Raw genomic sequence first — 26,988 nt, 5'->3', positions numbered from 1 at the left:
GTTTATAAGGCTGTATTAAGTGAATGCAAGCGTCATCAGAAGGTAACAGTATTGTTACAGAATATAAGTAGGAAATCAGTATAATAGGACTATGTTAAATATGCTAAAAGTACCTGACCACAGAGCTGTGAAATGTGCAGCTGTGAAAAGGAGGGTGTGTGTGTTAAGTTGGCGGAGACTTGGGCTGTATTCATTTCTAATGATTGGTTTGTTGGGTGTGCTTACAGGATGCGGTGATGCAGGACCTTCCTGGACTTCATATGAAGGCGCAGTCAACGAGAAGAGTTTCCCTGTACCGAAAGTAGCGAATAAATCGGACCAATCCGGAAACAATTCGGAGATGGACTATGTTCGATATACATTGTCTGGTATTAGTGAGAGCACCAGCTTGCCTGAAGTATATCTAGACGAGATTAAAAGCTGGGGCTGGACGGAGACACAAGCCAAGAGTACATCAAATACCTCAAACTCTCTTCGTGTGTTTGCTAAAGAGGGGCATATTGTGCATCTAGCTGTACATGATGGATTCTTTACGCTAATGGTACCTCGGAATGATACTGCGACAACAACGGTGAAATCCCTTGCTGATGATGAAGAGTAAGAGTACGGTTTGTTTTGTAACATTGTAATGTTCAGACGATACAAGTTCCCGTAAGCCTACGGGGACTTTTTTTATTTTAGGGAAGAGGAGATACTGTACGTTGCTGTAGGAGTCTAATGGACTCCTTTCTAGAACCTGGCCTAAGATTAAGATGAACTGAGCTTATAAGGTGCCTAGTTACTGCACGTACTACCATGGGCTCCATGGAATTTGGTACTCCTATATTAGAAGGAGGCCCTAAAGCAGCATCTATGAGTGTGTAGGTATCTCAGTCATGGTAGTCCAAGACAATAGATAAGGCGTAGAGACATGAGCTGAAAATAGGTTTGAGGCGAAGAGCAGTAGGTATATAGCTGCTTAATGGGGTATAGTTTAAACGGCTGCAATGTCTGATCAATAGATAGAGGATGGGAACGGGAATAAAATAAATGGGGATAACCTGATTAGCTTGTACCCATGCTGTGGATAAAAGAAAGGTTAGTTTAGAATGAACAAAGGTTATCCACTGTGGATAACCTTTGTTCATCATTAAAGAATGAGAATGCTCGATTGCTTACGAAGATCATAGGTCATTTTTTAAGCCAAGTTGGGGGCATGTTTTATGTATTGCACTTGTACATATTGATTTTCATAAAAGAGGTAAAGGCGTTATTGCAGATAGTACGAAACGCCCTCTTCATTTAGTTTAATTAATCCGTCTTTGCGTTCACGTGATAGAATCATAACCACGTACAGACGAGGGATGAGCAGCCACAGATGCCAGAAAATCAGTGAAAGCGTGAAGGACAGCGGAGACCAGATCAGGCAAATGGTAATGATGCATAGGCCAATCCAGCTCATGTTCAAATGTACTCTGACAAACATGCGGTAGCTAAAGTGCTGGTCCGGAATGTAACCTAACCAAGGCATATGGAAGTTCCAGCGCCAGCGTTTGGCATAAGAGGCACGGACCAGAAGCAAAATAGTTCTGGCAATGACATAATGAATCCATAGGGTGATCGGCCCTGCCAGCAGAAAAAAGAAGAGGCCGGTCCAGGAGAATGCCAGTAAATTAAAGAAGAGCATAATGATAGGCAAGCACAGATAGCTGTAGATGACACTGCGGGCAATCGCCTTTTTTTTCAGAAGCCGGTATTGATAAAATGTAGCTTTATTCTCCGGTTCAGCGGTCATACGATTACAAATCCTCCTTCTGGGATCACGTTCGTGTGTGGACGTATGCTTGTACGTTGGTGTCATGCAAATGATCCATATGCATATAGGAACCATGGAAGCGCTGTAGGGATGATGTACAAGTTTAAGAGTAGGAGCCTCATACAAGTATATCCACGAACTTCTTGGCTGTCAGGTTCTGATGTATTATATATCGGCTGAAAATCAAAGTTTTTTTAAGATTATAGAATATAAGTTTTTAGTGGAGGCGAAGGTGAAAGTGTATATAGGAGGGAGGAGATATAACTGTATGGGAAGCATCAGTGCAGAAAAGTACGAGCGGTATGCGATTTGTTGAACTTTTGAATCGGTACAGACACCCAATGGGTGGTGGGCGAATATATATATTTTACAGAAAGAAAGCACTATGAAAAGGTTTAAAATAATAGAAACTGTGCAATACTGATAGTAAACGTAAAACAAGGTGGGATGGTTGATGGAAGAATATACCGAACACACATGTATTATCTGCGAACAGAAAAAAAGAGAAGGCATTTTTATTGTATCTGAATTTATATGCGATGCTTGCGAAGCAGAGATGGTTCATACTGATGCACAGGATGCCAAATACAATTATTTTATACACCAAATGAAACAGATTTGGGTGCAAAAAAACGCATAATGACCATAAGCCGAAACATCCATTGATGTAGGTGTATTCAGGGGCCCATAGGGCCTTTTTCTGTTTGATACGGAGGATTGTAGAACAGAGGATCATGTAGAGCCGCGGATTCGGCAAAAAGACTGATATAATAAAAGGGTAATGAGGAGCAGAATAAGAGTAATATTGTGCTCTTCACTTAATAGCTAATTGAGAGAGGCACAGTTCACAAAAGAGCCCTTATTATAATAGGAAGTTAAAGAGCAAATGTGAATCCAAATTTAATGATTATACAGGAAGGTAATTCTATGAAATACAAACCATATCAGGCTCCTTTGTACGAGGCTCTGCTTCATTACCAGAAGTCGGGGAATCGTTCTTTTCATGTGCCTGGGCATAAGAATGGACAAGCTTATCGAGTTTTGATGAATACAGGGAATAGGAAGCAGCACGGAAGTTCTGACTTTATGCCTGCGGCAGCCTTTCTGGACATGATGCAGATGGATGTAACGGAAATTACCGGTACGGATGATCTGCATCATCCAGAAGGGGTGATTCTGGGAGCACAACAGCTGGCGGCTGATTGTTTTGGTGCGGAGGAGAGCTTCTTCCTTGTGGGCGGAAGTACGGCTGGTAATCTGGCTATGCTGCTTACAGTGTGTGATGAGCCACAAAGTATCGTACTTGTCCAACGTAATGTACATAAGTCAGTCATTCATGGGCTGATGCTTGCTGGCGCCAGAGCTGTGTTTCTGGAGCCACATGTTGATCCATCCAGCGGACTTGCTGTTATGCCGTCGGTAGAGACGGTCGGGGCTGCTGTCCAGGCATATCCTGAGGCAAAGGGGGTACTTGTTACTTTGCCGAATTATTATGGCATGGGCGCTGATTTGAAGCCCATAGCCGACATATGTCACGGTGCTGGCATGCCACTGCTCGTGGACGAAGCGCATGGCGCGCATTATGGACAGCATCCAGAGCTGCCTGCTTCAGCCCTGTCATGCGGAGCGGACGGGGTGGTGCAGTCGACCCATAAGATGCTGTCTGCCTTTACCATGGGAGCCATGCTGCACATTCAGGGACCGTTGTTGAATCGGTCCCTGCTGAGGCAGCGCCTGGCCATGGTGCAGAGTTCAAGCCCATCATACCCGGTGATGGCTTCGCTTGATCTTGCGCGCCGGCTGCTGCATGTGCAGGGCGCAGACACCTTCACGGCGGGTCTTGCCGCCGTGGATGCCTTCAAGCGCGGTCTTGCAGAGCTGCCGCGCTTTCAGCTGCTGCAGCCTGTGCAGGCGCTGCAGCAAGAGCCGCCAGCCGAGGCAAAGCCGGCTGCTGGCGGTAACAAGGCCGCCGATGCATCGAGGCGGCCAACAGCACCTCCCGCGGCGGCGATGCCATCTGCCGCGGGCTACACCGCTCAGGACCCGTTTAAAGCCGTCATATATGACGGGGCGGGGGTACTGAGCGGTTATGGGCTGCAGCAGCAGCTGGAAGCATACGGCTGCGTGCCCGAGATGAGCGACGAACGGTACGTCGTCCTGCTCTTTAGCCTTGGCTCAACGCGAAGTGATGCTGAGCACTTGCTGCAGGCGTTAGAGCGCATTAGTCAAGCCAATGAGAATGAGCTAAGGCAAAGCCTGAACGAGTCATCAACGCAAGCTGCGAAGAAGGCAGTTCACTATATTTCCACGTGGAACAATTTACTAGATCCATCTGTGGATTCCTTTTCAGAGCCTATTGTGTTCTCACTACAACCTATATCAGAAAAAGATACAGCAAAAGTTGAACTCGAAGACTGTGCAGGCTATCGATCTGCTGAGATGATTATTCCGTATCCTCCTGGAATCCCCCTCCTATATGCAGGGGAACGAATAAGTCCTGCTGCAGTAAAACGTATACAGCTTCTGAGGGATGAAGGGGCGAGGTTTCATGGCGCAGCGGATGATACTCTTCGATCATTGAAGGTCATGAAGGAAGGGCAGAGTTAAGTTAAACCAAAAATGTGGGAACGATACTTACTACTCATTACGTACTCACTCTTTCATTCCTTATCCCTCAATCATCTATTATTTGTACCATCTAAGACATCATGTGCTGTCTGGACATAAGAAAGAAGGGAATTGTTTTGGATATTCCGATAAAGAAATATACAGGAATAGTCCTGCAAGTCATGTTAATGTATGGCTTTTATTGGATAGGAACCTGGATACAGTCTATATTGCATCTACCTTTAACAGGCAGCATTGTGGGCATGCTGCTTTTGTTCATTGTCATTCAAATGGGTTGGGTCAGGATCAGCTGGGGAAATGAAGGTTCATCCTGGCTCCAGTCCAATTTGCAGTTATTGTTTATCCCGCCTACGGTAGGCATCATTAATCACTTTGATTTTTTTACAGCGAATACACTCCTGCTTGTGTTGGGATTGATCCTCAGTACCCTAGTAACTTGCTTGCTATCTGCCAAAATTGGTGAGTGGCTCATGACATGGATAAGATCGCATCGAGACAAGAAGGAGGCGATCTCATGTCAACATTCATCATCGGAATAGCTATGATCGCTCTGACTGTGGTCTTATATATCCCGGCGACTCGTCTATATAAGAGGATAAAATGGCCTATTCTTATGCCAGTACTCACAACAACGGCAGTAATTGTAGTCATTCTGCTTATTACAGGAATTAAACTGGACACCTATATGCTGGGTGGCAAATGGATACAGGATCTTCTGGGGCCTGCGGTTGTTTCCTTAGCCTTCCCTTTATCCAAACACATGGATGTGCTGAAACGGAACATCATTCCCATTCTGGGTGGTACGCTTGGAGGAAGCATCGTAGGGATGTTTACCGGGGCATCGGTAGCTCTGCTGCTTGGTTATCCCAAAGATATCGTGATCGCCTTACTGCCAAAGTCAGTGACTACTCCAGTTGCCATCCAGTTGGCAGATCAGGCAGGAGGCAACGCTTCATTTACGTCCCTATTTGTAATGATTGCCGGTTTTTCGGGGATATTACTTGGGCCGCTGATGATGAAATGGATTCGAATAAAGGATAATAGTGCCTATGGCATTGGACTCGGCTCCGCTTCTCATGCACTTGGCATGGCCAGATCTTTTGAATATGGCGAGAATGCTGTAGCATTAAGTTCCGTCTCCATGATTGTCAGTGCGATAGCCGGATCATTGTTCCTTCCCTTATGGGTATCCATTATCTATAGTTGACCGGTCATCTCTATTGAAAAAATTGGCGGAATAGCTGACCGCTATTGCTTGATCATGTATAGTATTATAGTAAGAAGCTTGTACAATATGGCCCAAACGACAATACCATGATCATGAACATACACCTCTGGGCGTGTCATTTCATAATCTGAAGTAGAAAGATCAGGCCATATAACATTCACAGCAGAGTAAGATGCCATTATCGACATAGAAAGCAGGGAAGCATATGCAGGGCAGAGGTAAATTCATTACATTGGAGGGGGGAGAAGGGTCCGGTAAAACGACGATGATCAGCAGATTGGGTTCTTACTTCGAGGAACAGGGTATACCTTACGTAGTTACTCGTGAACCTGGCGGAATCGAGATCGCGGAGAAAATACGTGCTATTATCCTTGACCCTCTCCATACGGCAATGGATGCGCGTACCGAAGCACTGCTCTATGCAGCTGCACGCAGCCAGCACTTGGCTGAGAAGGTGGAACCGGCGCTGAAGGCAGGCAAGACGGTTATCTGTGATCGATTCGTCGATAGCAGTCTGGCATATCAAGGTCATGCACGTGGGCTCGGAATAGAGAATGTCTGGGCCATTAACCGGTTCGCAATAGGTGAGCTCATGCCGGATGTTACACTTTATCTGGACATCGAGCCGGAAGCAGGTCTTGCCCGGATTGATGCCCACGATGGACGTGAGGTAAACCGTCTGGATCTAGAGAGTCTGGAATTTCATCGTAAGGTTAGAGAAGGGTACTTCTTGTTAAAGGAACAATTCCCGGAACGAATCCAGGTTATTGATGCTTCCAAACAGCCTGATGAAGTCGCAGCAGCATTGATTTTGTCGCTGGAGACAGGGATTTTGAAGGATTTTGGCGAGTAATTGTCTAATATATAGACAGGGCATTTCAAAGGTGCTTATTCTGAAGGAGGTTATGCAGGATGAAACTGATTGTTGCGATTATACAGGATAAAGACAGCAACCGATTATCCAGCGCATTGGTCAAAGCTAATTTTCGGGCAACGAAATTGGCCAGTACCGGTGGATTTTTGAAGGCAGGCAACACGACGTTTATGATCGGTGTCGATGATGGTCAAGTCGAGTCCGTAATGAATGTCATTCGCAGCAGCTGTAAGGTTCGTGAACAGCTCGTGACTCCAGTCACACCGATGAGTGGAACAACCGACTCTTACCTGCCGCTGCCTGTTGAAGTCCAAGTGGGTGGAGCTACTGTGTTTGTTCTGCCAGTGGATCGTTTTGAACACTTCTAACAATGCGTTCTGTGTCTATGATGCAAAATGATTGCTAGTGTTCTTAGGCGACTTATATGCGTCCTTCCTGATATCAGGAATCGGCGCTTTCCGTCCGAAATTAGGCCATCTGATAAAGGGAATGCTTTCTTTCGGGCGGAAGTTGACTACCAAGCAGGTTAATGGTGAAAAGTTTTAACTACCATTATATATAGAGACTCATACAAGGGTATCTTCCACGCACAGGCGCAGCGCGCACTGTGCTGATGGTCGATGGTCTACTATAATAGAAAGCGGGCATATCGATGAAAATCAATCCTGGATTTAGACCGATGCAGAGTGGGATCAATTCTACCGACTCCAGTTCCAAACCGGTTCAATCCAAAAATTTCTCTGACATGATGAACCACCAGGGCGAACGAGCATCACAAGCCGAGCTTAACCGCCGACTTAGTGAAATTCAGATGCAGGGCGATCGCTTGGCTCGTTCCATGACGATTCGTGAATTGAAAGCATACAAGCAGCTTGTCAAAAGATTTCTGGAAGAAACGGTTCGCCGGGGTGTATCCATGAAAGAGACCAGAGGATGGGATCGGCGGGGCAGAGGTAAAAGATACAAGCTAATTGATGAAATCGACTCTGCGCTGTTATCCATGGCTGATGAATTGCTCGAAACAGAAGAAGGTAAGATCACATTATTACAACAAGTAGGAGAAATTCGGGGAATGCTTATTAATTTAAGCTTCTGAGGAGGAAGTATGTCCTTTCAACAAATTATGGGTCAGCAGGCAGCCAAGCAGATGTTGCAGAGCAGCTTGAGACGCCAGGCAATCAGCCATGCGTATTTGTTTAGCGGGCCAGCGGGCAGCGGGCAGCTGAAGACAGCTGTGACGTTTGCCAAAGCCATATTCTGTACAGAGCTTGAAGATGATGCCTGCGGACAATGTCTGGAGTGCCGTAAGGTCGAGCATGGTAATCATCCGGATTTAACGATGCTTGCACCAGATGGAAACAATATTAAAATTGATCAGATTCGGGATCTGCAGCGTATTTTCTCATACCGTTCAGAGGCTGGCCATCCCAAAGTTTATATTATAGAACAGGCAGAAAAAATGACCGTGCAAGCGGCAAATAGTCTGCTGAAGTTCCTGGAAGAGCCGCAGGTGCCTGCGGTAGGAATTTTGATTACGGACAATGGTCAAGCCATGCTTCCGACTATCCGTTCACGCTCACAACTTGTTCCTTTCAGTGCACTGAATCCTGAAGAAATGCTGCAAGCTTTGATTGCAGAGGGGCATCCGGCCAATCTTGCGCGTTCAGCGGTTCATTTGGCGTCAGGACTCGAATCATGTAGAGAAATTCTCCAGCAGAATTGGTTTGCAGAAATTAGAAACGTAATGTTACAATTAGGGAAGGAGTCCCTGGGCAGAGGCAGCACATCATTAATCTCTGCACAGCAGAAGCTTTTTAAAACCGGACTCTCAGAACATCTGGATATTATGCTTAGTCTATTCCATTTATGGTTTAGGGATATGCTGTATGTCCAGCACGGTAGGCATGAACATATCGTTTTTATAGATCAGTTGGACATGCTGTCTCAGTTGGCTAATACCCGCAGCACGGAGCAGTGGGTGTCCTATATGGATTTGGCCGCAGCATGCAGAAAAAAATTGCGTTTCAACGTCAATGGCCAGCTTTGTCTGGAGCAATTTTTGATCGGTTTGGCATAAGGCTGGGGAGAGGACAGTTTTTGTTCCATTCATATGCAAACGGTTATTACTTCGGAGGGTTCCCTAAGAAGACAGGGCTTCAGACGAAGCGGGATTGGCTTACAAGGGGGTTAATTTTTTGTATAGTGTAGTGGGTGTCCGTTTCAAAAAAGCGGGCAAAATTTATTACTTCGATCCCCTGGACCTTCCCATTGAGAAAGAAAACTGCGTTATCGTGGAGACAGCGCGGGGGGTAGAGTACGGTAAGGTAGTTGTTGGCAAGAAGGAAGTAAGCGAGTCCGATGTGGTGCTGCCACTCAAAAAGGTCATTCGGGTTGCGGGAGATACAGATGCCCGTGTGGTGGATGAGAACAAGCGGGCAGCCAAAGAAGCATTCGGTACTTGTTTAAATAAAATCAAAGACCATGGCCTCAAGATGAAGCTGGTCGATGTGGAATTTACGTTTGATCGCAACAAGATCATTTTTTATTTTACAGCTGAAGGAAGAGTGGATTTCCGGGAGTTGGTTAAGGATCTGGCAAGCATTTTTAGGACACGGATCGAGCTGCGGCAGATTGGTGTACGGGATGAGGCCAAGATGCTTGGAGGAATCGGACCTTGCGGCCGTGTATTATGCTGTTCTTCCTGGCTGGGAGACTTTGAGCCGGTATCCATCAAGATGGCCAAAGATCAGAGCCTGTCACTGAATCCGACGAAAATTTCAGGGTTGTGCGGAAGACTCATGTGCTGTCTGAAATTTGAGCATGATAACTATGAAAGTGTGAGAGAAGAACTGCCGGCTGTAGGCAAGTTGGTCGTCACCTCTATGGGTGAAGGGAAAGTTGTCGGCATCAATGCCGGTAATCGCACAGTCCATGTTCAACTGTTCGACATCAGTAAAGTCAAAGAACTTCCGCTGGATGACGTCGTTATCAAGTAAACCATAAAGGTTGCTTCGGGGTGGAAACTTGGAAAAGAAAAATCTGTTTACACACATTCATGAAATGGAAACCCAATTGGGTCAGTTGCACAGTGATTTAGGAGAGTTAAAAATGATTGTCAAAGAGCTGCTTGAAGATAATCAGCGGCTTACGATTGAGAATGAGCAGCTACGCAAACTGCTCAAGCGTGAGGCTCCGGTAGATCTGCCCGTTTCATCTGCACTGGCTCCAGCCGCTAGACCTGCAGGTCCGGCTACAGGTGAAGATGTGGTAGGTGAAGGATATGATAATCTGGCCCGGCTGTATCACGAAGGATTCCATATCTGCAATGTCTATTACGGACATTTGCGGACGGAAGGCGATTGTCTGTTCTGCCTGTCTTTTTTGAATAAATGAAGTGACCGTAGGGAAGAGCCCCTACGGTTTTTTTTCAAGGTTATAGACCTAAACTAAAGCTAAAATGCGATATAGAGTACCGGAGGATGAACGTATCATATGACAGCCAATGAAGCTAAAGAAGTAATTTTGCATGAATCAGAACGGATTGACGATCTGCTCTCTCATGATTTGAGAATCATTCAAAGTGATGAAGTATTCAGTTTTTCCATGGACGCCGTATTGCTTGCCCGGTTTGCTTCTGTTCCTAAACGAGGGCGTGTACTCGATTTATGTACGGGAAATGGGGTTGTTCCCATTCTGCTGACAACGCGTACGCAGGCCACCCTGGAAGGAATCGAGATTCAGCCAAGGCTGGCTGATATGGCACGGAGAAGCGTGAAGCTGAATGCTCTGGACCAAACGATCACAATTCATGAAGGCGACCTGCGGGAACTGGTGAAACAGACAGGACATGCTGTGTATGATGCGATTACCGTGAATCCGCCGTATATGCCGCTAAATGGAAGTGACCTTAAAATGAATACACACCAAGCCATGGCACGTCATGAGTTGGGGTGTACATTGGAGGAAGTTATTCAGGCATGCAATCGTCTCGTGCGTAATGGAGGAAAAGTATCCATGGTTCACCGCCCTCAACGGCTCGGGGAGATTATCTCTCTGATGAGGGAGTACAAGCTTGAGCCGAAGCGGATCCGAATGGTACATCCACGCGCTCACCTTGAAGCCAATATGGTGTTAATCGAAGCGCTGAAGGATGGCAAACCCGAAGTGCGCATGCTTCCGCCCCTCATTGTCTACAATGAAGAAGGAACCTACTGTGATGAAATTATGGATATTTATTACGGATCACAACATACAACGAGTACTACGGAAGGAGGAGTGTAAGTGACACTGCACATTCAAAAAAGTTATGCTGAAGCCCATGATGGTCGGGGTAAATTATATTTGGTTGGAACACCTATTGGGAATCTGGATGATATGACATTTCGAGCAATTAAGACACTGCAGAGTTGTGATATTATTGCGGCAGAAGATACAAGGCAAACCCGAAAGCTGCTCACTCATTTTGAGATCACCCCTTCCATGTTGTTTAGTTATCATGAACATAATAAGGCGGCAAGTGGTCCTGAACTGATACGCTATATAATAGAAGGAAAAAATTTGGCACTGGTCAGCGATGCTGGTTTGCCAGCCATTTCTGACCCTGGTTCTGATCTGGTACAACTAGCAATTGAGGCAGGAATTCATGTTATTCCGATTCCGGGTGCCAATGCAGCATTGTCTGCTCTAATAGTATCCGGACTACCGACGGAACGCTTCACGTTCGGCGGCTTTTTGCCGCGCGAGAAAAAGGATATGCGAAAAGTGCTGGAGGGTTTTGACGAATCTAACGGCACCTTGTTGTTTTATGAGTCACCGCATCGTATTCGCAAAACGTTGGTCAATCTAGAAGAGATTTTGGGGGATCGTTCAGTTGTGCTGGCTCGTGAGCTGACGAAGCGACATGAGGAATTTGCACGTGGCACGGTTCGCGAGTGCATAGACTGGCTGGAGGAGCATCCGCCGCTTGGAGAGTACTGTTTGCTTGTAGAAGGCATTAAGGAACAGGAGCGTAAAGCAGAGCGTGAAGCCTGGTGGCAGCCATTGTCCCTGGAGGACCACGTCAGCCACTATGAAGGTGAAGGACTTCACCGCAAAGATGCGATGAAAAAAACAGCAGCAGACCGAGGGTTAACGAAACGTGATGTATATAACGCGCTGATCTAATCCTCTGCATGCTCCAAACATACGGTTAAATAGGGGAACATAACCTGAAAAGTTTCTCATTGGAAACCTTAGCAAAATATTAAAAGTCCAAGGCGGTGTAAAAATATTTTTTTGATTTTTCACCGCTTTCCTAGTTATGAATGAGCTGATCAGGGTTTGCCCCGAATGGGGTAATAAAAAAAAAGACCTTCCAACGGTGGGGTTCACACCGGGAAGGCAAGTAAGGAATATAAAAAGGTTAGAATTAACAATTCAATAAGTCCATTATACCTGAAATTTCTTATTTTGTCACAGGTGCAGGAATTTCGGAAATACATTCGTTACAAACGATTTTACCTTTGAAGTATGTAACGTTCTCAGCGTTACCACAGAAGATACAAGCTGGCTCGTATTTTTTCAACATGATGCGCTCACCGTCAACATAGATTTCCAGAGCATCTTTTTCACCGATACCCAGTGTACGGCGCAATTCGATTGGAATAACTACCCGTCCCAGTTCGTCTACTTTTCTAACAATACCTGTTGATTTCATCATTATAATCAGTGCTCCTCTCAGCTACTTATCTTTGTCATTATTCGACATTATTTTATGTTTTATGATACTCATCATACCAACGATTCCCAAAACAGTCAACCTTAAAATTAGCTTAAAATTAAGGCTGTTTTTGATAAGATTACGGTTGGCAAGGGGTTAAGAGCGATTTTTCATATTTAAACATCAATGTCAGGTTTGTCGATTTGGAAAACATTAAAAGTGCATTATTCGACAAAATTCGTCATTGTATGTCGAATAATAGGGCTGGGCAAGGCTGAAAGCGACAAACACAACTCATAAACAAGGGAGCGAAGCGACATGGAACAGCGTTTAACCGAAGAGAAAGTGTTTAAAGATCCGGTACATAATTATATTCATGTGCAAGATCCGATTATATGGCAGTTGATCAATACTCCCGAGTTTCAGCGCTTACGACGGATTCGTCAGTTGGGAACATCTTATCTGACTTTTCACGGTGCGGAACACAGCCGGTTTTCACACTCATTGGGCGTTTACGAAATTACACGGAAGATTATCTCTCAATTTGAAAGAAGTCACTACTCCGATTGGCCTAAGGAAGAAAAAGCCGTTGCTCTCTGCGCTGCATTACTGCATGACTTGGGACATGGGCCATTCTCTCACTCCATTGAAGAAGCCTTCGACATGAATCATGAGGACTGGACCTGCCGAATTATCCTTGGGGATACCGAAGTGGGGGCAATCCTGAGACGGTATGCTCCCGATTTCCCGGAGAAGGTGGCATCTGTTATTCAGAAAACATATGAAAAGCCAATCGTCGTAAATTTGGTCACTAGCCCGCTTGATGCAGACCGGATGGACTATCTGCTTCGGGATGCATACTTTACAGGTGTAAACTACGGAACCATCGACCTTGACCGCATCCTGCGAATGCTTCGTCCCTATCACGGGAGAATTGTAGTCAAGGAATCCGGTATGCATGCCGTGGAAGACTATTTAATGTCACGTTACCAGATGTACTGGCAGATATACTTCCATCCGGTGACCCGAAGCTCCGAAATTATCCTGAGACAAATATTTAAGCGTGCAAAAGAGCTAGTAAAGCAGGGGTTCCAATTCCGTTTCATGCTGGAGCCACTGCCGCAGCTGTTTGACGGAGTGCTCTCTGTTGATGAATATCTGCAATTGGATGAGGCCCTAATACAGACCACATTCATGCAGTGGCGCAAAGAGAACGATTCTGTTCTGAGCGAGTTATGCGAACGTTTTATGGATCGCAGGTTGTATAAGTATGTAGAGGTTGAACAGATCGATGTGGAAACGATTGAAGAAATTCGGGTTGCCTTTGTCGAAGCAGGTCTTCATCCCGAATATGATCTGGAAATTGATTTTCCGACGGATCTTCCGTATGATGTTTTTCGTCCGGATGAATCGACAGACAAACAGATTCTGCTGCTGGATAGACAGGACAAGTTGCATGAATTGTCCGAGGTTTCGGACATCGTCCGTTCAATCAGCGGAATACATCGTGGTAAGCATCATCTGTACTATCCGCAAAACAAGGTGGACGCCATCATTCACGAGCTGCCATCTCATATTCGCCCATACTTCTCATGATCATGAAGTGAGCCGTGAGGAGCAAAATTATTACAAATTAGCTATGATAGAAAGAGTTTCTATTTCGAGATATTATCATGATACAGTAATCTGCTTTAATGGAGAGTATATGTAGATCGACATAATTTTGTAATGTATACTTTTTTTTGAACAAGTTGAGACCATAAGAGCTCCTATATATAGTAGAAATTAATTTTGGTAATTCCACATGTTGTACTCTGAAAAATCAATGATGATGATAAAATGGGTGCATTTTATAGGATTTTGATTGGGATAGAAAACAGTTATTCGACAGGAAGGGAGAAATACAAATGATGTTATTCGACACACATACACACCTGGATGCACCGCAATTCGACGAGGACCGCGAGGAGATGATTCAACGTGCTGTAGATGCCGGGGTTGGCCGTATGATCAATGTCGGTTTCAACCGGGAGACCATTCCATCCACGATGAAGCTTGCCGAAACGTATGATTTTATATATGCAGCTGTAGGCTGGCATCCTCAGGATGCCATTACGATGCAGGAGGGCGATCTCGAGTGGATTGCGTCTCTGTGCAAGCATGAAAAAGTCGTTGCCATAGGCGAGATTGGCCTGGATTATTATTGGGACACTTCACCCAAGGATGTGCAGCATCGTGTATTAAGACAACAGATCGGACTGGCTCGTGAACTTAACATGCCGATTGTCATTCATAATCGTGACGCTCATGAGGATATTGTCAAAATTTTGCGCGAGGAAAAGGCTGGAGAAGTCGGGGGTGTGATGCACTCATTCTCTGGAAGCTGGGAAACGGCAAAACTCTGTCTGGATCTAGGGTTCCATCTATCCTTCGGGGGACCAATCACGTTCAAAAACGCCAAGCAGCCAAAAGAGGTACTGGCGAAGGTGCCAATGGACCGTTTTTTCATTGAAACTGACTCCCCATATCTTACACCACATCCTTATCGTGGAAAACGAAACGAAACAGCGCATGTACGTCTGGTTGCAGAAGCAGCTGCGGAAATTAAAGGCATTTCGGTAGAGGAAATTGCTGCAATAACGACCAAAAATGCCATGGAACGATTTGGGATTCGTTAAAAAACGAAGCAAATGCGGTGAAAAAGAGAGGTAGACGGAGCGAATTTGCTTTTTGATCCAAATAAATGAAGAATATTACAATATTTTAACCAAATATTTAGAAAAACGTACTTGAACAACGCTTTACAACATGCATCGAAACAGGATATCATCTTTTCAGTGAATTGTTGTGCGGAAAATTGGACAGATGTTCGGGGGATGAACAAAGGGACACTTTCCGATGACACAACAATACTTTTCATGAACCGATCTCGCTGAGTCTCCGTTAACGGAGAGCGGGGGAACCAATAGGGCTTAAACATCAGTGTAAGCAGCTGATGCGCATCGTTTCGCTGACCCAAAAGCAGCGGATGCACTTGCGAAGCGCTATTTGATTTCTTCTTTGGGTCTCGGGGTGAATTCAAGGGCATCCGCCATGAGCGGGTGACCGGAGATAGGGCGGCTCTCTTTCGCCCGAACCCGACAGCTAACCTCGCAAGCGGAAAAAGAGAGGCAACCTCGTGCATGAATTTCCGATATTCAAAATCATTCGGAAGCCACGAAAGAGTTCCTCTTACACTCTTTCTTTGGCTTTTTTGTTTTTGAATAAAAGAAATAAGGTCATCATACGGTAAGAATTCAGGTGGTGACATCATGTTGCGAAGAGTGGTTCATGGTGCAGAGCCGGTCATTGAGATATCGATCAGTTCTGTAGAAAATTTGGTATAGTCGCGTCAAAGACATCATGCATTAACTTTAGACGGCGAGGCTATGAAGGAGGACGGAGAAGTGGGCACATTCCAACCAGAAGAGACCCATGAGTCACGATCATCCAGTAAGTCTTACGCGTTGCGGTGGAAGCATGAGAACATGCGTCAAATGGCACTGATCGCTATTTTCTCAATCGCGCTTACAATCATGATCTTGTTAGTCGTTTACGGTCAAGCCGGGAAACAAATTTCGCTGGTTATTGATGGCAAAGCTCAAGCGGTAGAGACTCGTACAGGAATGCTTCAAGAAATGCTGGAGGAGCAATCAATCACAGTCAGCCCCCATGATGAGGTATCCATGCCTTTGAACGGGGCAATCGCAGATGGAGACCGCATAGTTATTGAGCGGGCCGTTCCAGTCAACATTACGGCAGACGGAGACACCAAGACTCTGTATACAACCGATTCATCGGTAGAAGATGCAATTCAGAAATCTGGAATTGAAGTTGCCAGTGAGGATAAGGTTTATCCTGCGCTCGCAACACCAATCAAGGCAGATATGAAAATTCGCGTAGTGCGTGTAACAAAGCGTACAGTGGAAGTGGAACAGCCGATTGCGTACAAAGTAATCAAAACGGCTGACCCTAGCTTGTACAAAGGTGACAATCGCGTCATCGTAAACGGCAAAGAAGGTACACTTGTACAGCATATCGAAAAGGTGTTTCAGGATGGAGAGTTAGTCTCCAAAAAGATGGTGGGCAAATCGGTATCGACCAACCGTGTCGATAAAGTTATTGCTGTCGGAACCAAAGCAAAACCAGTTGTGAAGCAGCCGGAGATTCAGACGGTATCGGCCCAAACCTCCACAGCAAAGAAAGAAACGACAACGAACTCGAAGAAAACCGCTGCATCAGGCAGCAAAGTGATTACCGTCTCAGGCACTTCTTTTAAATATTCCAAAGTACTTAAAAATGTATCGATGACCGCGTACTCTTCTGAGGAGCCTGGCATTGGTACAAAAACAGCTTCCGGTACCCGGGTAACTGAAGGACGGACCATTGCGGTCGATCCAAAAGTGATTCCGATTGGCTGGTGGGTGTACATTGAGGGCCTCGGCTTCCGTCGTGCGGAAGATACCGGCGGCGCCATTAAAGGCAACAAAATCGATGTGTATTATGACAGTGTGAAGCATGCCCTGAATTTCGGACGTAAGAAAGGCAAGACGGTATATGTGATCGGTCCGGTGAAGCCGGAAGCGAACTAAAATCGTTTTACTTTGAAATGGGAATGCTATAAAATAGTTGCATGAATGAATCATGCGGAATATGCGGCGGTGGAGTCTGAATAGACTCGCCGCCGTTTGGCAGAGAAGAGGATATTCCTCTTCTTTTTGCGTTAGAAAGGAAGAAATGGAACATGATAAAAGAAGTCATTGTGGTAGAAGGACGCGACGATACCGTCGCCATCCGGCGGGCTGTTGAGGCAGACACCATAGAGACCGGCGGATCAGCCATCAATCAGCGAATCCTGAAGCGAATTGCACTGGCACAGGAGAGACGTGGTGTGATTGTTCTTACGGACCCGGATCATGCCGGAGAGCGCATTCGCAAAATCATTGCAAATAAGGTCCCAGGCTGTAAGCATGCTTTTATTCCGGAAGCGGATGCAACCCGCAAAGGGGATATCGGGGTCGAGAATGCCTCGCCTGAGGCAATCCGCCATGCGCTGGAGCGTGTACATACCTCTTATGAGGGTGTACCGAGCCTGATCGATTGGGAGGACTTGATTGCAGCAGGACTGATTGTGCACCCACAGGCAGCCGCAAGGCGTATGGAGATGGGGAATCTGCTGGGCATAGGTTATTGCAACGGAAAGCAGTTCCACAAGCGTCTGGGTGTATTCCAAATTAGCCGGGAAGAGTTTTCTGCAGCATTATCGCAAATTGAACGTGAAGGATTGTGAGCGTATGAATGGCATGGATGAGACTTTGGAAATTGCAACACCTAAGCGAACGAAAGAGATAATTCAGAGACACGGTTTCTCATTTAAAAAAAGTCTAGGTCAGAACTTTCTGATTGATCAGAATATATTGAACAAAATTGTAAATGCAGCGGATCTGGACGAGTCCAAGGGCGCACTCGAAATCGGCCCGGGGATTGGGGCACTTACGGAGAGACTGGCCCGAGCAGCCGGCCCTGTAACAGCTGTGGAAATCGATCAGCGTTTATTACCGATCCTTGGAGAAGTAATGGAGCCCTATCCCAACGTCCGGATACAGCACGGCGATGTGCTGAAGCTGGATTTGGCAGAGCTTTTCCGCACAGACTTTGCTAGTGTGGGCAAGGTGAGTGTTGTAGCCAATCTGCCGTATTATGTGACGACGCCTATTATGATGAAACTGCTGGAAGAGAAACTCCCGGTAGACAGCATTGTCGTTATGATTCAGAAGGAAGTAGCAGAACGTATGGCAGCTGCACCCGGCTCGAAGGACTACGGAAGTCTGAGCATTGCGGTCCAATACTACAGTGTGCCTGAATTGGTTTGTATTGTGCCGCCAACCGTATTTATTCCGCAGCCCAACGTGGAATCGGCTGTCATCAAGCTCAAGGTTCGTGAGCAGCCCCCTGTCGAAGTGCCGAGTGAAGCACACTTTTTCGAAGTGGTACAAGCCTCATTTGCCCAGCGCAGAAAAACCATCTCGAACAATCTGAAAGCTCGCTTCTTCACCAAGGAGAATCGGGAGCAGGCGGATCAGTTACTGGAGCAGGCTGGCATTCAGCCGTCCAGACGGGGTGAGACACTTAGTCTGCAGGAATATGCGACGTTAAGCACGGTAATGTGGGATGCAGGAGTTCGTGCCGGTCTGTAAATAAATTCGGATGAACCAAACCGGGTCTTTGCCCATACGATGGGGTAGAGGTGATTATGTTGATGAATATCGGTGACTTGGTCGTTCGAAAGTCATACGGCGGAGATGTGACTTTTCGGGTGGAAGGCCTCCAGTTGGATAGCGCGGTCATTAAAGGGACCGAATTCCGTCTGCTTGCCGACTCCCCGGTGGACGATTTGATACAGGTTCCTTATGAACCGCAGAGTGCCAAGACCAGGCAGGCACATGTAAAAGCGCATCAGACACTCTCCAGGCTGCAGCAGAACCGGATTGAACAGGCGGAACGCAACCTTGAAGGCTTGACGCAGGACTGGGCTGCACAGCGGGAGCCGGCTTATTTTGAAATGCCCGGCAAGGTGCTTCACTTGGATGGGGATCCAAATTATCTGAAGAAAAGTATGGCTCTCTATGAGCAGCTTCGTGTCCCGGCAGAGGGTCAATATGTCCATGAGTCAGCCATGGCTGATGCCCTGTATCGTCTTCTTCCCAAAGTCCAGCCTGACATTGTGGTAATTACCGGCCATGACGGAGTGCTGAAGACCCGTCAGCCTTACGACTTATACAGTCTTGGAAGTTACAAGAATTCGCAAAATTTTGTGGCAGCGATCCAGGTTGCAAGACAATATGAGCGTCATCTGGATGCACTAACGATCGTTGCAGGAGCATGTCAGTCCCATTTTGAAGCACTGCTGCGGGCAGGTGCGAACTTTGCCAGCTCACCAGGCCGAATTCTGATTCATGCCTTAGACCCGGTATATGTGGCAGCCAAGGCAGCCTTTACATCGGTTAGGGAAACGGTGAATATGAATGATATTCTGCATAACACGATTAGTGGTAGCCAGGGGGTAGGTGGTGTCGAAACACGCGGCAGTTACCGCGTTGGCCTCCCTGGTTTGAACGATTTATCCACACTTAAAGTTAACCCATCAGTCGTCTGATACAAGTCAATTAAAGTCCCAATTTGGGGCTTTTTTCATTTGCAAAAAAATTCATTGACAGCAACTTTTCCATGCTGATATAATATTTAGTTTTGATTTGACATTGACTGTAAATTCAGGTATAATGGACAAGAAAAGAGGTGGTCGTCGACAATGGCTAAAAATACGCTGTTGGATATCAAACGCAATCTCGACGCTCATATAGGTCAAAAAATTATGTTGCGGGCTAATGGTGGCCGCCGTAAGACTATCGAGCGTACGGGTGTATTGGAAGAAACGTACCCTTCTGTTTTTATCGTCAAGCTTGATGAGGAGCAAGAAACGTTCAAGCGAGTCTCTTACAGTTATGCAGATATACTTACGGAGTCGGTGGAAGTCATGGTATTTAACCCAGGCGACCAGACGCCTAACTCCTACATGGAGACGTAAGCATCGTTTTACAGGCAGTTTGCCCCTCGGGGCGAACTGCTTTTTTATTTGTATAGAAATACCGTCCAGGCAGGCATCTCAGGAATGAGGTTTAACCAGAAACGGCATACTACTTGAACAGGCACATATTGATATGCTGAACAGTTCATCGAAAATGGTGGCTCTGAAGCTGTCAGGAAGAATCCTGGTGTAAATGGACTAATCAGAACTGTACTTCAAGGAGGATGGTTTCATGAGCCGCAGAAGAAGAAGTGTGATGTCAGATGAGCTCAAGAATGAGCTGGCAAAAGACCTGGGATTTTATGATACTGTACAGCAGGAAGGCTGGGGTGGAATCAAAGCCAAGGATGCAGGCAATATGGTGAAGCGTGCCATTCAGCTTGCTGAAGAGGCAGCACGCAAATCGTAATTCGATCTAGACGGTTTGGAGAGCGGGGCCTTCCACGAGGTTGACCTCGCTTTTTCCCCATGAATTCGGAATAAAAATGACTTGACAGCCCCATTTTGATATAATATGTTAAGTTGTCTTAGGGAAAAGGTGAGGACGGGTGAACGCCTTGAAAATTTACGAAAAAGCGCCTGCTAAAATTAATTTGATGCTGGACGTTTTACATAAACGAAGTGACGGCTTCCACGAAGTCGAGATGATCATGACCATGGTCGATTTGGCAGACCGGCTGGAAATGTCAGAACTGCCTCGCGATACGATATTTATCTCCAGTCAGGCGGGGTATATTCCGCTGGATGAGAAGAATCTGGCATTCCAGGCGGCCAGATTAATCAAGGAGCGTTACGACGTGCGTACTGGAGTGCACATTCATCTGGACAAAAAGATACCGGTGGCTGCCGGTCTGGCAGGCGGCAGTAGTGACGCTGCAGCTACGCTGCGCGGCTTGAACCGCCTCTGGCGTCTGAATATCCCGGATCATGAGCTCCAGGAGCTCGGAGCAGAGCTTGGTTCGGATGTACCTTTTTGTATTACAGGGGGTACAGCGCTCGCTACAGGCCGCGGAGAGAAACTGAAACCAATGCCTAACCCACCGCAATGTTGGGTCATCTTGGCGAAGCCTCCAATCAATGTGTCGACAGCGGATGTGTACGGAAGATTCCGCAGCGACAAGATTGTGCGGCATCCAAGTGCGGCCAAAATGGAGCAGGCCATTCGTAATCATTCTTTTACAGAAGTGTGCGGACAGATGGGGAATGTGCTTGAGGATGTCACGCTTAAGCTGTATCCGGAAGTTCAGCATCTGAAGGATGCCATGATGAAGCTGGGTGCAGATGGGGTGCTCATGTCGGGTAGTGGCCCAACAGTATTCGGGCTGGTCTCCAAGGAAGCAAAGGTTGCACGGATCTATAATGGGCTGCGCGGCTTCTGCAAAGAAGTGTATGCAGTACGCATGTTGACTTAGAATTCGCTTTTATAATGTACAAACACGTATAAAGGTGGTATATTTTTAAATAATTATTCGGATTTGGATGTTTTCCGTGATCGTGAGGATGGATCTCTGTGAAGAAATTAAAACGAAGCGCTAGGCTGGTTGAAATGACGCAGTATTTATTGTCAAGACCGCATACGGTTATTCCGTTAACCACTTTTGCCGAACGTTATGGTGCCGCGAAGTCGTCAATAAGTGAGGATTTGGCGATTATCAAGGAAGTGTTCGAAGAAGGTGGGTCGGGAGAACTGCAAACACTGGCAGGGGCTGCCGGGGGAGTTAAATGGATTCCGAAGGTATCCAGAGAACATGCTCTGGCTTTTGCCGAACGACTAAGCAATCAGTTGGAGCAGCCTGACCGTATTTTGCCTGGCGGGTACCTCTATATGTCTGACCTGCTTGGACAGCCTGCATTGATGAATGAAGCAGGTAAAATATTTGCGACTGCTTTTGGCAACATGGATATCGATGTAGTCATGACGGTAGAAACGAAGGGCATTCCTCTGGCATATGCGACTGGAGCCCAGCTTAACCTGCCTGTAGTGCTCGTGCGCAGGGACCATCAGGCTACGGAAGGATCGGCCGTAAGTATCAATTATGTATCAGGGTCCCATAAAAGTCTCCATACCATGTCCCTATCCCGCAGGGCGATGCGTGAGCATTCGAGGGTTCTGATTGTGGATGATTTCATGAAAGCCGGTGGAACGGTACAGGGCATGATTGATTTGCTCGCCGAGTTTAATGCAACGGTAGCAGGTGTAGGGGTGCTGGTGGAATCTGGTTCAGTTGATTCGGAAGAGCGTTTGCTGACCGATTACGTATCTCTTGCGCAGCTGACAGCCGTGGATGCAAAAAGCAGACACATTTCGGTGAAACCTGGTAACTATTTTGACCTGTAGAAAGATGACGAATAACATGTCGGGAAAGGTTCTTTTCCATCGACCTGGCACTAACGTTGTCGAATTGTGTATTAAATAAAAAAATTCCTGAAATTAGGACATTTTTGTGGTTATAAAAAGAAGGAGTTCGTATAGGCTGTGTGGAATTATACACCAAGTTCTGATGGAAAAAGGTGGTGAACACACACATGCAAATTACGGATGTCAGACTCCGCCGTGTTAACTCGGAAGGGAGAATGAAGGCTATCGCATCCATTACCATCGATAACGAATTCGTCGTTCATGACATTCGCGTCATTGATGGGAACAACGGAATGTTTGTTGCTATGCCGAGCAAGCGGACTCCTGACGGAGAATTCCGTGATATCGCCCACCCGATCTCTTCCGGTACTCGTGAGAAGATTCAGGCTGCTGTTTTGACTGAGTATGATCGCGCTGCAACTGAGGAAGAAGTCATTGAAGAAGGTGCCTGAGAACATTATTGGGGTTCGAAGGAAAAGAGAGCCATGTCTTATGGCTCTCTTTTCTTTTTGACCGGAATAAGATATATTCAGTATTGAGTTTATTCAAACAGGAACATTTAACAGCTTTATTGCTGGAAAATTTTGAAGGAAACATTAGCGCAGCGTGCGCTTGGTGACAGGGCGGCATCTTAAGAGTCATTGGGATTCGGTTAAGGCTCGCAGGTACACGGCGTATACATATAGGTCACGATTTCCTCGTGTCCGCGTTGTTACGTGTGATAACAGAGACAGTAGGCGATGAACAAGACCGGCTTCAGGCCGGCTGAACGATACTTATCAGGGATGATCCATTAAGGTGGGTCTTCCGGATGGGGTTTTCAGAACAGGAGGTCGTGAAATTTGAAACGAATGGCAATTGTACTTGCTGCAGGGCAAGGCAAACGAATGAAATCTAAATTGTACAAAGTACTGCATCCCGTATGCGGTAAACCTATGGTAGCTCATGTGCTGGATGCAGCTCTACGCGCAGGCGTTGAGCGCAGTGTAGTCGTGGTCGGTCATGGTGCCGAAGCGGTGCAGTCATTTTTGGGTTCCAAAGCAGAGTATGCACTTCAGGCTGAACAATTGGGAACGGGTCACGCGGTGAAGCAAGTGAAGTCTTTGCTTGGAAGTGAGCAAGGCTCTACTATAGTCGTCTGTGGAGATACACCACTGGTAACTAGTGAAACGCTGGAAGGTCTGATGAAGCTTCATGAAAGTCGCGGAGCTGCTGCAACCGTGCTAACGGCTCAATTGGACAATCCAAAAGGCTACGGCCGCGTCATTCGCGGAGAAGACGGTTCTGTACAACGCATTGTGGAACAGAAGGACTGCAACGAGCAGGAAGATGCTGTGAAAGAAATTAACACAGGGACTTACTGTTTCGATAATGCGAAATTGTTTGCTGCACTGGAGAAAGTGACCAACCAGAACGCCCAAGGAGAGTATTACCTGACAGATGTTGTTGGGATTTTCCGTAACGATGGTGAAGTGGTTGAAGCTTATATGTCAGATGATATCGCGGAATCCATCGGAGTTAACGATCGACTTGCTCTGTCCCAAGCAGAAGCATATATGCGTGAACGTTTGGCTGTAAAACATATGTTGAACGGTGTTACGATCATTGATCCGTCATCGACATATATCGGAGCGGATGTTACGATTGGATCAGACACGGTATTGTACCCGGGAACCATTCTGAAAGGGACAACTTCCATTGGTGAAGCTTGCCATATTGGTCCTCAGGCTGATATTGAAGACAGTGTTATTCAGAACGGTGTAACGATTAAACATTCCGTGTTGTCCCAGGCTGAAGTAGGCGAAGAGACAACGGTAGGACCATTTGCTTACCTGCGTCCTGGCACCAAGCTGGGCCGGAAAGTAAAAATTGGTGACTTTGTCGAAGTGAAAAATGCTACAATTGATGAAGGATCCAAAGTATCACATCTCAGCTATATTGGGGATGCTAAAGTAGGGAAGAACGTAAATGTTGGATGCGGGGCAATAACGGTTAATTATGATGGATATAATAAAGCTGTAACGACAATCGAAGATGATGCGTTCGTAGGCAGCAATGTCAATCTGATTGCACCGATCACGGTAGGAAAAGGCGCTTATGTGGTTGCCGGTTCAACCGTTACACATTCCGTTCCGGAGAACGATCTGGCTATTGCTCGTCCTCGCCAGGAGAACAAACCTGGTTACGCGGAGAAAATTCGCGGACGTGCCAAAGCCAAGAAACAAAATGCCAAACCCGAATAAGGGGTATTGATATTCTGATTGCCTCCCGATCTTCGGGAGGTGCCGACATGTCGCAGACGCTTATAGATTCCAATGAACCAGCACGGAGGGTTTTTATTTTATGACTTATTTTGATTCGAAATTAAAAATATTTACTTGCAATTCTAACCCCAAGCTTGCCCATCAAATTGCTGATTATATCGGAATTCCTATGGGTGAATCTCACACAACCAGCTTCAGTGATGGTGAGATTCAAGTGAAGCTCTCCGAGAGCGTTCGGGGCTGTCATGTATACATTGTACAGTCCACTTGCTTGCCGGTTAATGACAACCTGATGGAGATGCTCGTCATGATTGATGCACTGAAACGGGCATCAGCCAAGACAATTAACGTTGTAATTCCGTATTACGGTTATGCACGACAGGATCGTAAGGCACGTTCGCGTGATCCAATTACGGCGAAACTGGTAGCCAATCTGATCGAAAAAGCAGGAGCTACCCGCGTAATTGCGATGGACTTGCATGCCATGCAAATCCAGGGCTTTTTTGATATTCCAGTGGATCATCTGCTTGGTGTGCCGATTCTGGCTCAATATTTCCGCTCCAAACAGATCGAAAATCCGGTCGTTGTATCTCCTGACCACGGTGGTGTAGTACGTGCACGGAAATTGGCTGATTTCCTGAATGCACCCCTGGCCATCATTGATAAACGTCGTCCGGAGCCGAATGTAAGTGAAGTTATGAACATTATCGGTAACATTGAAGGTAAAACAGCAATCCTGATCGATGACATCATCGATACGGCAGGTACCATTGTGCTGGGTGCAAACGCACTGATGGAAGGCGGCGTGAAGGAAGTATACGCATGCTGTACTCACCCGGTATTGTCCGGACCAGCGATGGAGCGTTTGGAGAATGCACCACTGAAAGAAGTTATCGTAACGGATACGATTCCAATCACGCATGCCAATCCGACAAGCAAACTTAAAGTGTTGTCTGTAGCACCTTTGCTCGGGGAAGCCATTATCCGGGTTCATGAGGAATTGTCAATCAGCAAGCTGTTTGAAATTGAATAAGGATGTCTGCACAAAGTAGTAGAGGGGTTACGTTTTCCGGTCGAACGGAAAATGTAACCCCTGTCGGCGTGCCATTATAACGATGCATAGAGAGGCTGGATGATTAATATCCTGGCCGTGAAATGAAGCGAAAACGCCGCCGATGAAAAAGAGTGTCGGCAATTTCGACAAATTGATTATCGAAACGTGTAATCAATCCGATCTCAATATGGGTGTCGCGATCATATACCTGTACGGGTACATGGTATTCGAGATGATAGATAAAATCACTATGTTGAGTCAGCTGTCCGTTATCTTCGCGCAAAACCCGCTCACCTTCCTGGGTTAATAAGATAATAATCGTGAAAATTACAGTAAATAGGAAGTTCACTTTCTTGATATTATATGAAATATAACATTCGAAGTCTATGCCTCACCTCATGTGATCCGAAGGAGGGAATAAGATGAAGTGGATTGTAGGCCTGGGTAACCCGGGCTCAAACTATGCCAAAACACGACATAATATTGGCTTTATGGCACTGGACCAACTGGCCAGTCGTCATGGGATTTCCATCACTCAGAGCAAATGCAAAGCGTTAATTGGAGAAGGAAATATTGGCGGTGTGAAAACCGTGTTGATCAAACCCATGACATTCATGAATCTGTCCGGTGAATCGGTACGGGCATATATGGACTTTTACAAAGTCAGCCTGGAAGATCTGATTGTCGTTTATGATGACATGGACACGGAGATTGGCAAAGTCAGACTGCGCTATCAAGGTAGTGCTGGCGGCCATAATGGAATCAAGTCCATTATTCAGCATACCGGCACACAGCAATTCAACCGTGTACGGATGGGCATTTCCCGCCCGGAACCTGGACACGCCATTGTTGATTATGTACTGTCTACATTTATGAAGAAAGAGAAGGAAGCACTCGAACATACCATTGAGCAAACCTGTGATGCTTTGGAGCATAGCCTGAATCATACATTCGAGCAGACAATGGCTAAGTTTAACGGGTAATACTTGCTTGGAAGACATGCTGGGAAAAATGATCAAAACCGGGTTCAATTCAGTCATAATGGGCATACTGGACGTATAAACCATGTTCAGGAGGCATAAACATGTCAGTGAATTATGTGTGCAGGCACTGCCGTACCTTTATTGGACGAATCGATTCTGCCCGAATATCAGAAGCACAGTTAGGCTTTCATTTCTTGACCCCCGACGAGCGGAGGGATATAATAGCGTATAATTCCGGTGGGGATATTACCGTTCGGATTACATGCGATTATTGCAAAGAAGCGCTTGAACTCAATCCTGAGCTCAGCCTGCTGGCGAGCCCGCTTCAATAATAAGTCTGGTTCGCAGCGAAGATGGATAACAGATGATGGGGGCCGCGGAATACCGCTCCACCTTTATAGCCTTGGCAGCCTGCTGAGGCTTCTTTTCAATTTGGGAATGAAAATGCTCATGACGGAATTTAGGTTATTGGTTGAACCTG

Annotated in this window: 31 protein-coding genes and 1 riboswitch; of the genes, 28 read left to right on the top strand and 3 right to left on the bottom strand. The window is 46.3% G+C overall.

The genetic code is table 11. The features are described from left to right. Positions 1-160: 160 nt before the first annotated feature. Complete coding sequence (locus CHH60_RS28580) at positions 161-601, top strand: hypothetical protein (RefSeq protein ID WP_236146670.1); 441 nt, start codon at positions 161-163, stop codon at positions 599-601. Positions 602-1,249: 648 nt separating this feature from the next. Here CHH60_RS28580 and CHH60_RS28575 read toward each other — a convergent pair. After that, positions 1,250-1,774 (bottom strand): hypothetical protein, encoded by a 525-nt coding sequence (locus CHH60_RS28575; RefSeq protein ID WP_095362266.1) that lies wholly within the window; start codon positions 1,772-1,774, stop codon positions 1,250-1,252. A gap of 475 nt (positions 1,775-2,249) precedes the next feature. Between CHH60_RS28575 and CHH60_RS28570 the strand changes: the two genes are divergently transcribed. From CHH60_RS28570 to rsmI, 12 genes are all read left to right on the top strand, one after another. Beyond that, positions 2,250-2,435 (top strand): sigma factor G inhibitor Gin, encoded by a 186-nt coding sequence (locus CHH60_RS28570; protein WP_095362265.1) that lies wholly within the window; start codon positions 2,250-2,252, stop codon positions 2,433-2,435. A gap of 287 nt (positions 2,436-2,722) precedes the next feature. Beyond that, positions 2,723-4,402 carry an aminotransferase class I/II-fold pyridoxal phosphate-dependent enzyme gene (locus CHH60_RS28565; RefSeq protein ID WP_255248119.1) on the top strand — a complete coding sequence of 560 codons (1,680 nt, stop codon included), beginning with the start codon at positions 2,723-2,725 and terminating at the stop codon, positions 4,400-4,402. A gap of 101 nt (positions 4,403-4,503) precedes the next feature. Then, positions 4,504-4,962, top strand: a complete 459-nt coding sequence (locus CHH60_RS30590) for a CidA/LrgA family protein (protein WP_095362263.1) — start codon at positions 4,504-4,506, stop codon at positions 4,960-4,962. Beyond that, positions 4,938-5,630 carry an LrgB family protein gene (locus CHH60_RS28555; RefSeq protein ID WP_095362262.1) on the top strand — a complete coding sequence of 231 codons (693 nt, stop codon included), beginning with the start codon at positions 4,938-4,940 and terminating at the stop codon, positions 5,628-5,630. The genes CHH60_RS30590 and CHH60_RS28555 overlap by 25 nt, the downstream gene beginning before the upstream one ends. A 226-nt stretch (positions 5,631-5,856) precedes the next feature. Further along, complete coding sequence (gene tmk / locus CHH60_RS28550) at positions 5,857-6,504, top strand: dTMP kinase (protein ID WP_095362261.1); 648 nt, start codon at positions 5,857-5,859, stop codon at positions 6,502-6,504. A gap of 59 nt (positions 6,505-6,563) precedes the next feature. Continuing rightward, the gene (locus CHH60_RS28545) at positions 6,564-6,893 is read left to right on the top strand and encodes a cyclic-di-AMP receptor (RefSeq protein ID WP_017691391.1); all 330 of its coding nucleotides are present in this window, start codon (positions 6,564-6,566) and stop codon (positions 6,891-6,893) included. 284 nt (positions 6,894-7,177) lie between these two features. Further along, positions 7,178-7,621, top strand: coding sequence for a YaaR family protein (locus tag CHH60_RS28540; protein WP_095362260.1), 444 nt, complete (start codon positions 7,178-7,180; stop codon positions 7,619-7,621). Between the two features lie 9 nt (positions 7,622-7,630). Further along, positions 7,631-8,602 carry a DNA polymerase III subunit delta' gene (gene holB / locus CHH60_RS28535; RefSeq protein WP_095293341.1) on the top strand — a complete coding sequence of 324 codons (972 nt, stop codon included), beginning with the start codon at positions 7,631-7,633 and terminating at the stop codon, positions 8,600-8,602. 118 nt (positions 8,603-8,720) lie between these two features. Continuing rightward, positions 8,721-9,521, top strand: coding sequence for a PSP1 domain-containing protein (locus tag CHH60_RS28530; RefSeq protein ID WP_095293342.1), 801 nt, complete (start codon positions 8,721-8,723; stop codon positions 9,519-9,521). Positions 9,522-9,549: 28 nt separating this feature from the next. Next, positions 9,550-9,918, top strand: coding sequence for a DNA replication initiation control protein YabA (gene yabA / locus CHH60_RS28525; RefSeq protein ID WP_095293343.1), 369 nt, complete (start codon positions 9,550-9,552; stop codon positions 9,916-9,918). A gap of 99 nt (positions 9,919-10,017) precedes the next feature. Then, a complete protein-coding gene (locus CHH60_RS28520) occupies positions 10,018-10,806 on the top strand; it encodes a tRNA1(Val) (adenine(37)-N6)-methyltransferase (RefSeq protein ID WP_095362259.1) in 789 nt (262 codons plus the stop codon). Further along, positions 10,807-11,688 (top strand): 16S rRNA (cytidine(1402)-2'-O)-methyltransferase, encoded by an 882-nt coding sequence (rsmI, locus tag CHH60_RS28515; RefSeq protein WP_095362258.1) that lies wholly within the window; start codon positions 10,807-10,809, stop codon positions 11,686-11,688. 280 nt (positions 11,689-11,968) lie between these two features. Here rsmI and CHH60_RS28510 read toward each other — a convergent pair whose 3' ends face one another. Continuing rightward, positions 11,969-12,223: an AbrB/MazE/SpoVT family DNA-binding domain-containing protein gene (locus CHH60_RS28510; RefSeq protein WP_024633700.1), complete on the bottom strand. Its 255-nt coding sequence runs from the start codon at positions 12,221-12,223 to the stop codon at positions 11,969-11,971. 318 nt (positions 12,224-12,541) lie between these two features. Between CHH60_RS28510 and CHH60_RS28505 the strand changes: the two genes are divergently transcribed. The 13 genes from CHH60_RS28505 to CHH60_RS28445 all read left to right on the top strand — a co-directional run bounded on the left by CHH60_RS28505 (position 12,542) and on the right by CHH60_RS28445 (position 25,503). Then, complete coding sequence (locus CHH60_RS28505) at positions 12,542-13,819, top strand: HD domain-containing protein (RefSeq protein ID WP_095362257.1); 1,278 nt, start codon at positions 12,542-12,544, stop codon at positions 13,817-13,819. A gap of 311 nt (positions 13,820-14,130) precedes the next feature. After that, positions 14,131-14,901, top strand: a complete 771-nt coding sequence (locus CHH60_RS28500) for a TatD family hydrolase (RefSeq protein WP_170948305.1) — start codon at positions 14,131-14,133, stop codon at positions 14,899-14,901. Between the two features lie 242 nt (positions 14,902-15,143). Beyond that, a riboswitch (cyclic di-AMP (ydaO/yuaA leader) is annotated at positions 15,144-15,398 on the top strand. A gap of 271 nt (positions 15,399-15,669) precedes the next feature. Beyond that, positions 15,670-16,854 (top strand): 3D domain-containing protein, encoded by a 1,185-nt coding sequence (locus CHH60_RS28495; RefSeq protein WP_095293347.1) that lies wholly within the window; start codon positions 15,670-15,672, stop codon positions 16,852-16,854. Positions 16,855-17,006: 152 nt separating this feature from the next. Next, on the top strand, positions 17,007-17,552 hold the full coding sequence (gene rnmV / locus CHH60_RS28490; RefSeq protein WP_095293348.1) for a ribonuclease M5: 546 nt from the start codon (positions 17,007-17,009) through the stop codon (positions 17,550-17,552). 4 nt (positions 17,553-17,556) lie between these two features. Continuing rightward, positions 17,557-18,459, top strand: a complete 903-nt coding sequence (rsmA, locus tag CHH60_RS28485; RefSeq protein WP_176476241.1) for a 16S rRNA (adenine(1518)-N(6)/adenine(1519)-N(6))-dimethyltransferase RsmA — start codon at positions 17,557-17,559, stop codon at positions 18,457-18,459. 62 nt (positions 18,460-18,521) lie between these two features. Next, positions 18,522-19,418 (top strand): sporulation peptidase YabG, encoded by an 897-nt coding sequence (yabG, locus tag CHH60_RS28480; RefSeq protein WP_095362256.1) that lies wholly within the window; start codon positions 18,522-18,524, stop codon positions 19,416-19,418. A gap of 153 nt (positions 19,419-19,571) precedes the next feature. Further along, on the top strand, positions 19,572-19,847 hold the full coding sequence (veg, locus tag CHH60_RS28475) for a biofilm formation stimulator Veg (protein WP_095293350.1): 276 nt from the start codon (positions 19,572-19,574) through the stop codon (positions 19,845-19,847). Positions 19,848-20,079: 232 nt separating this feature from the next. After that, positions 20,080-20,256, top strand: coding sequence for a small, acid-soluble spore protein, alpha/beta type (locus tag CHH60_RS28470; RefSeq protein WP_053778930.1), 177 nt, complete (start codon positions 20,080-20,082; stop codon positions 20,254-20,256). 148 nt (positions 20,257-20,404) lie between these two features. Next, complete coding sequence (ispE, locus tag CHH60_RS28465) at positions 20,405-21,259, top strand: 4-(cytidine 5'-diphospho)-2-C-methyl-D-erythritol kinase (RefSeq protein WP_095362268.1); 855 nt, start codon at positions 20,405-20,407, stop codon at positions 21,257-21,259. A 98-nt stretch (positions 21,260-21,357) separates the two neighbouring features. Next, the gene (gene purR / locus CHH60_RS28460) at positions 21,358-22,185 is read left to right on the top strand and encodes a pur operon repressor (RefSeq protein ID WP_095293352.1); all 828 of its coding nucleotides are present in this window, start codon (positions 21,358-21,360) and stop codon (positions 22,183-22,185) included. 188 nt (positions 22,186-22,373) lie between these two features. Further along, positions 22,374-22,658: a septation regulator SpoVG gene (gene spoVG, locus CHH60_RS28455; RefSeq protein WP_017691372.1), complete on the top strand. Its 285-nt coding sequence runs from the start codon at positions 22,374-22,376 to the stop codon at positions 22,656-22,658. 399 nt (positions 22,659-23,057) lie between these two features. Continuing rightward, positions 23,058-24,449, top strand: coding sequence for a bifunctional UDP-N-acetylglucosamine diphosphorylase/glucosamine-1-phosphate N-acetyltransferase GlmU (gene glmU, locus CHH60_RS28450; protein WP_164764365.1), 1,392 nt, complete (start codon positions 23,058-23,060; stop codon positions 24,447-24,449). A 100-nt stretch (positions 24,450-24,549) separates the two neighbouring features. Next, positions 24,550-25,503, top strand: a complete 954-nt coding sequence (locus CHH60_RS28445; RefSeq protein WP_017691370.1) for a ribose-phosphate diphosphokinase — start codon at positions 24,550-24,552, stop codon at positions 25,501-25,503. A 103-nt stretch (positions 25,504-25,606) separates the two neighbouring features. Here CHH60_RS28445 and CHH60_RS28440 read toward each other — a convergent pair whose 3' ends face one another. Next, positions 25,607-25,807 carry a hypothetical protein gene (locus CHH60_RS28440; protein WP_024633712.1) on the bottom strand — a complete coding sequence of 67 codons (201 nt, stop codon included), beginning with the start codon at positions 25,805-25,807 and terminating at the stop codon, positions 25,607-25,609. Between the two features lie 139 nt (positions 25,808-25,946). Between CHH60_RS28440 and pth the strand changes: the two genes are divergently transcribed. Together pth and CHH60_RS28430 are read left to right on the top strand one after the other, a co-directional pair. Next, a complete protein-coding gene (pth, locus tag CHH60_RS28435) occupies positions 25,947-26,507 on the top strand; it encodes an aminoacyl-tRNA hydrolase (protein WP_095293354.1) in 561 nt (186 codons plus the stop codon). Positions 26,508-26,608: 101 nt separating this feature from the next. Then, positions 26,609-26,839 carry an anti-sigma-F factor Fin family protein gene (locus tag CHH60_RS28430; RefSeq protein WP_095362254.1) on the top strand — a complete coding sequence of 77 codons (231 nt, stop codon included), beginning with the start codon at positions 26,609-26,611 and terminating at the stop codon, positions 26,837-26,839. Positions 26,840-26,988: the final 149 nt, after the last annotated feature.

The organism is Paenibacillus sp. 7523-1 (assembly GCF_002276415.1).
Classification (GTDB): domain Bacteria; phylum Bacillota; class Bacilli; order Paenibacillales; family Paenibacillaceae; genus Paenibacillus; species Paenibacillus illinoisensis_A.
Note: the sequence above shows the minus strand (reverse complement) of the source record. Positions and strands in the feature narration are given on the sequence as shown.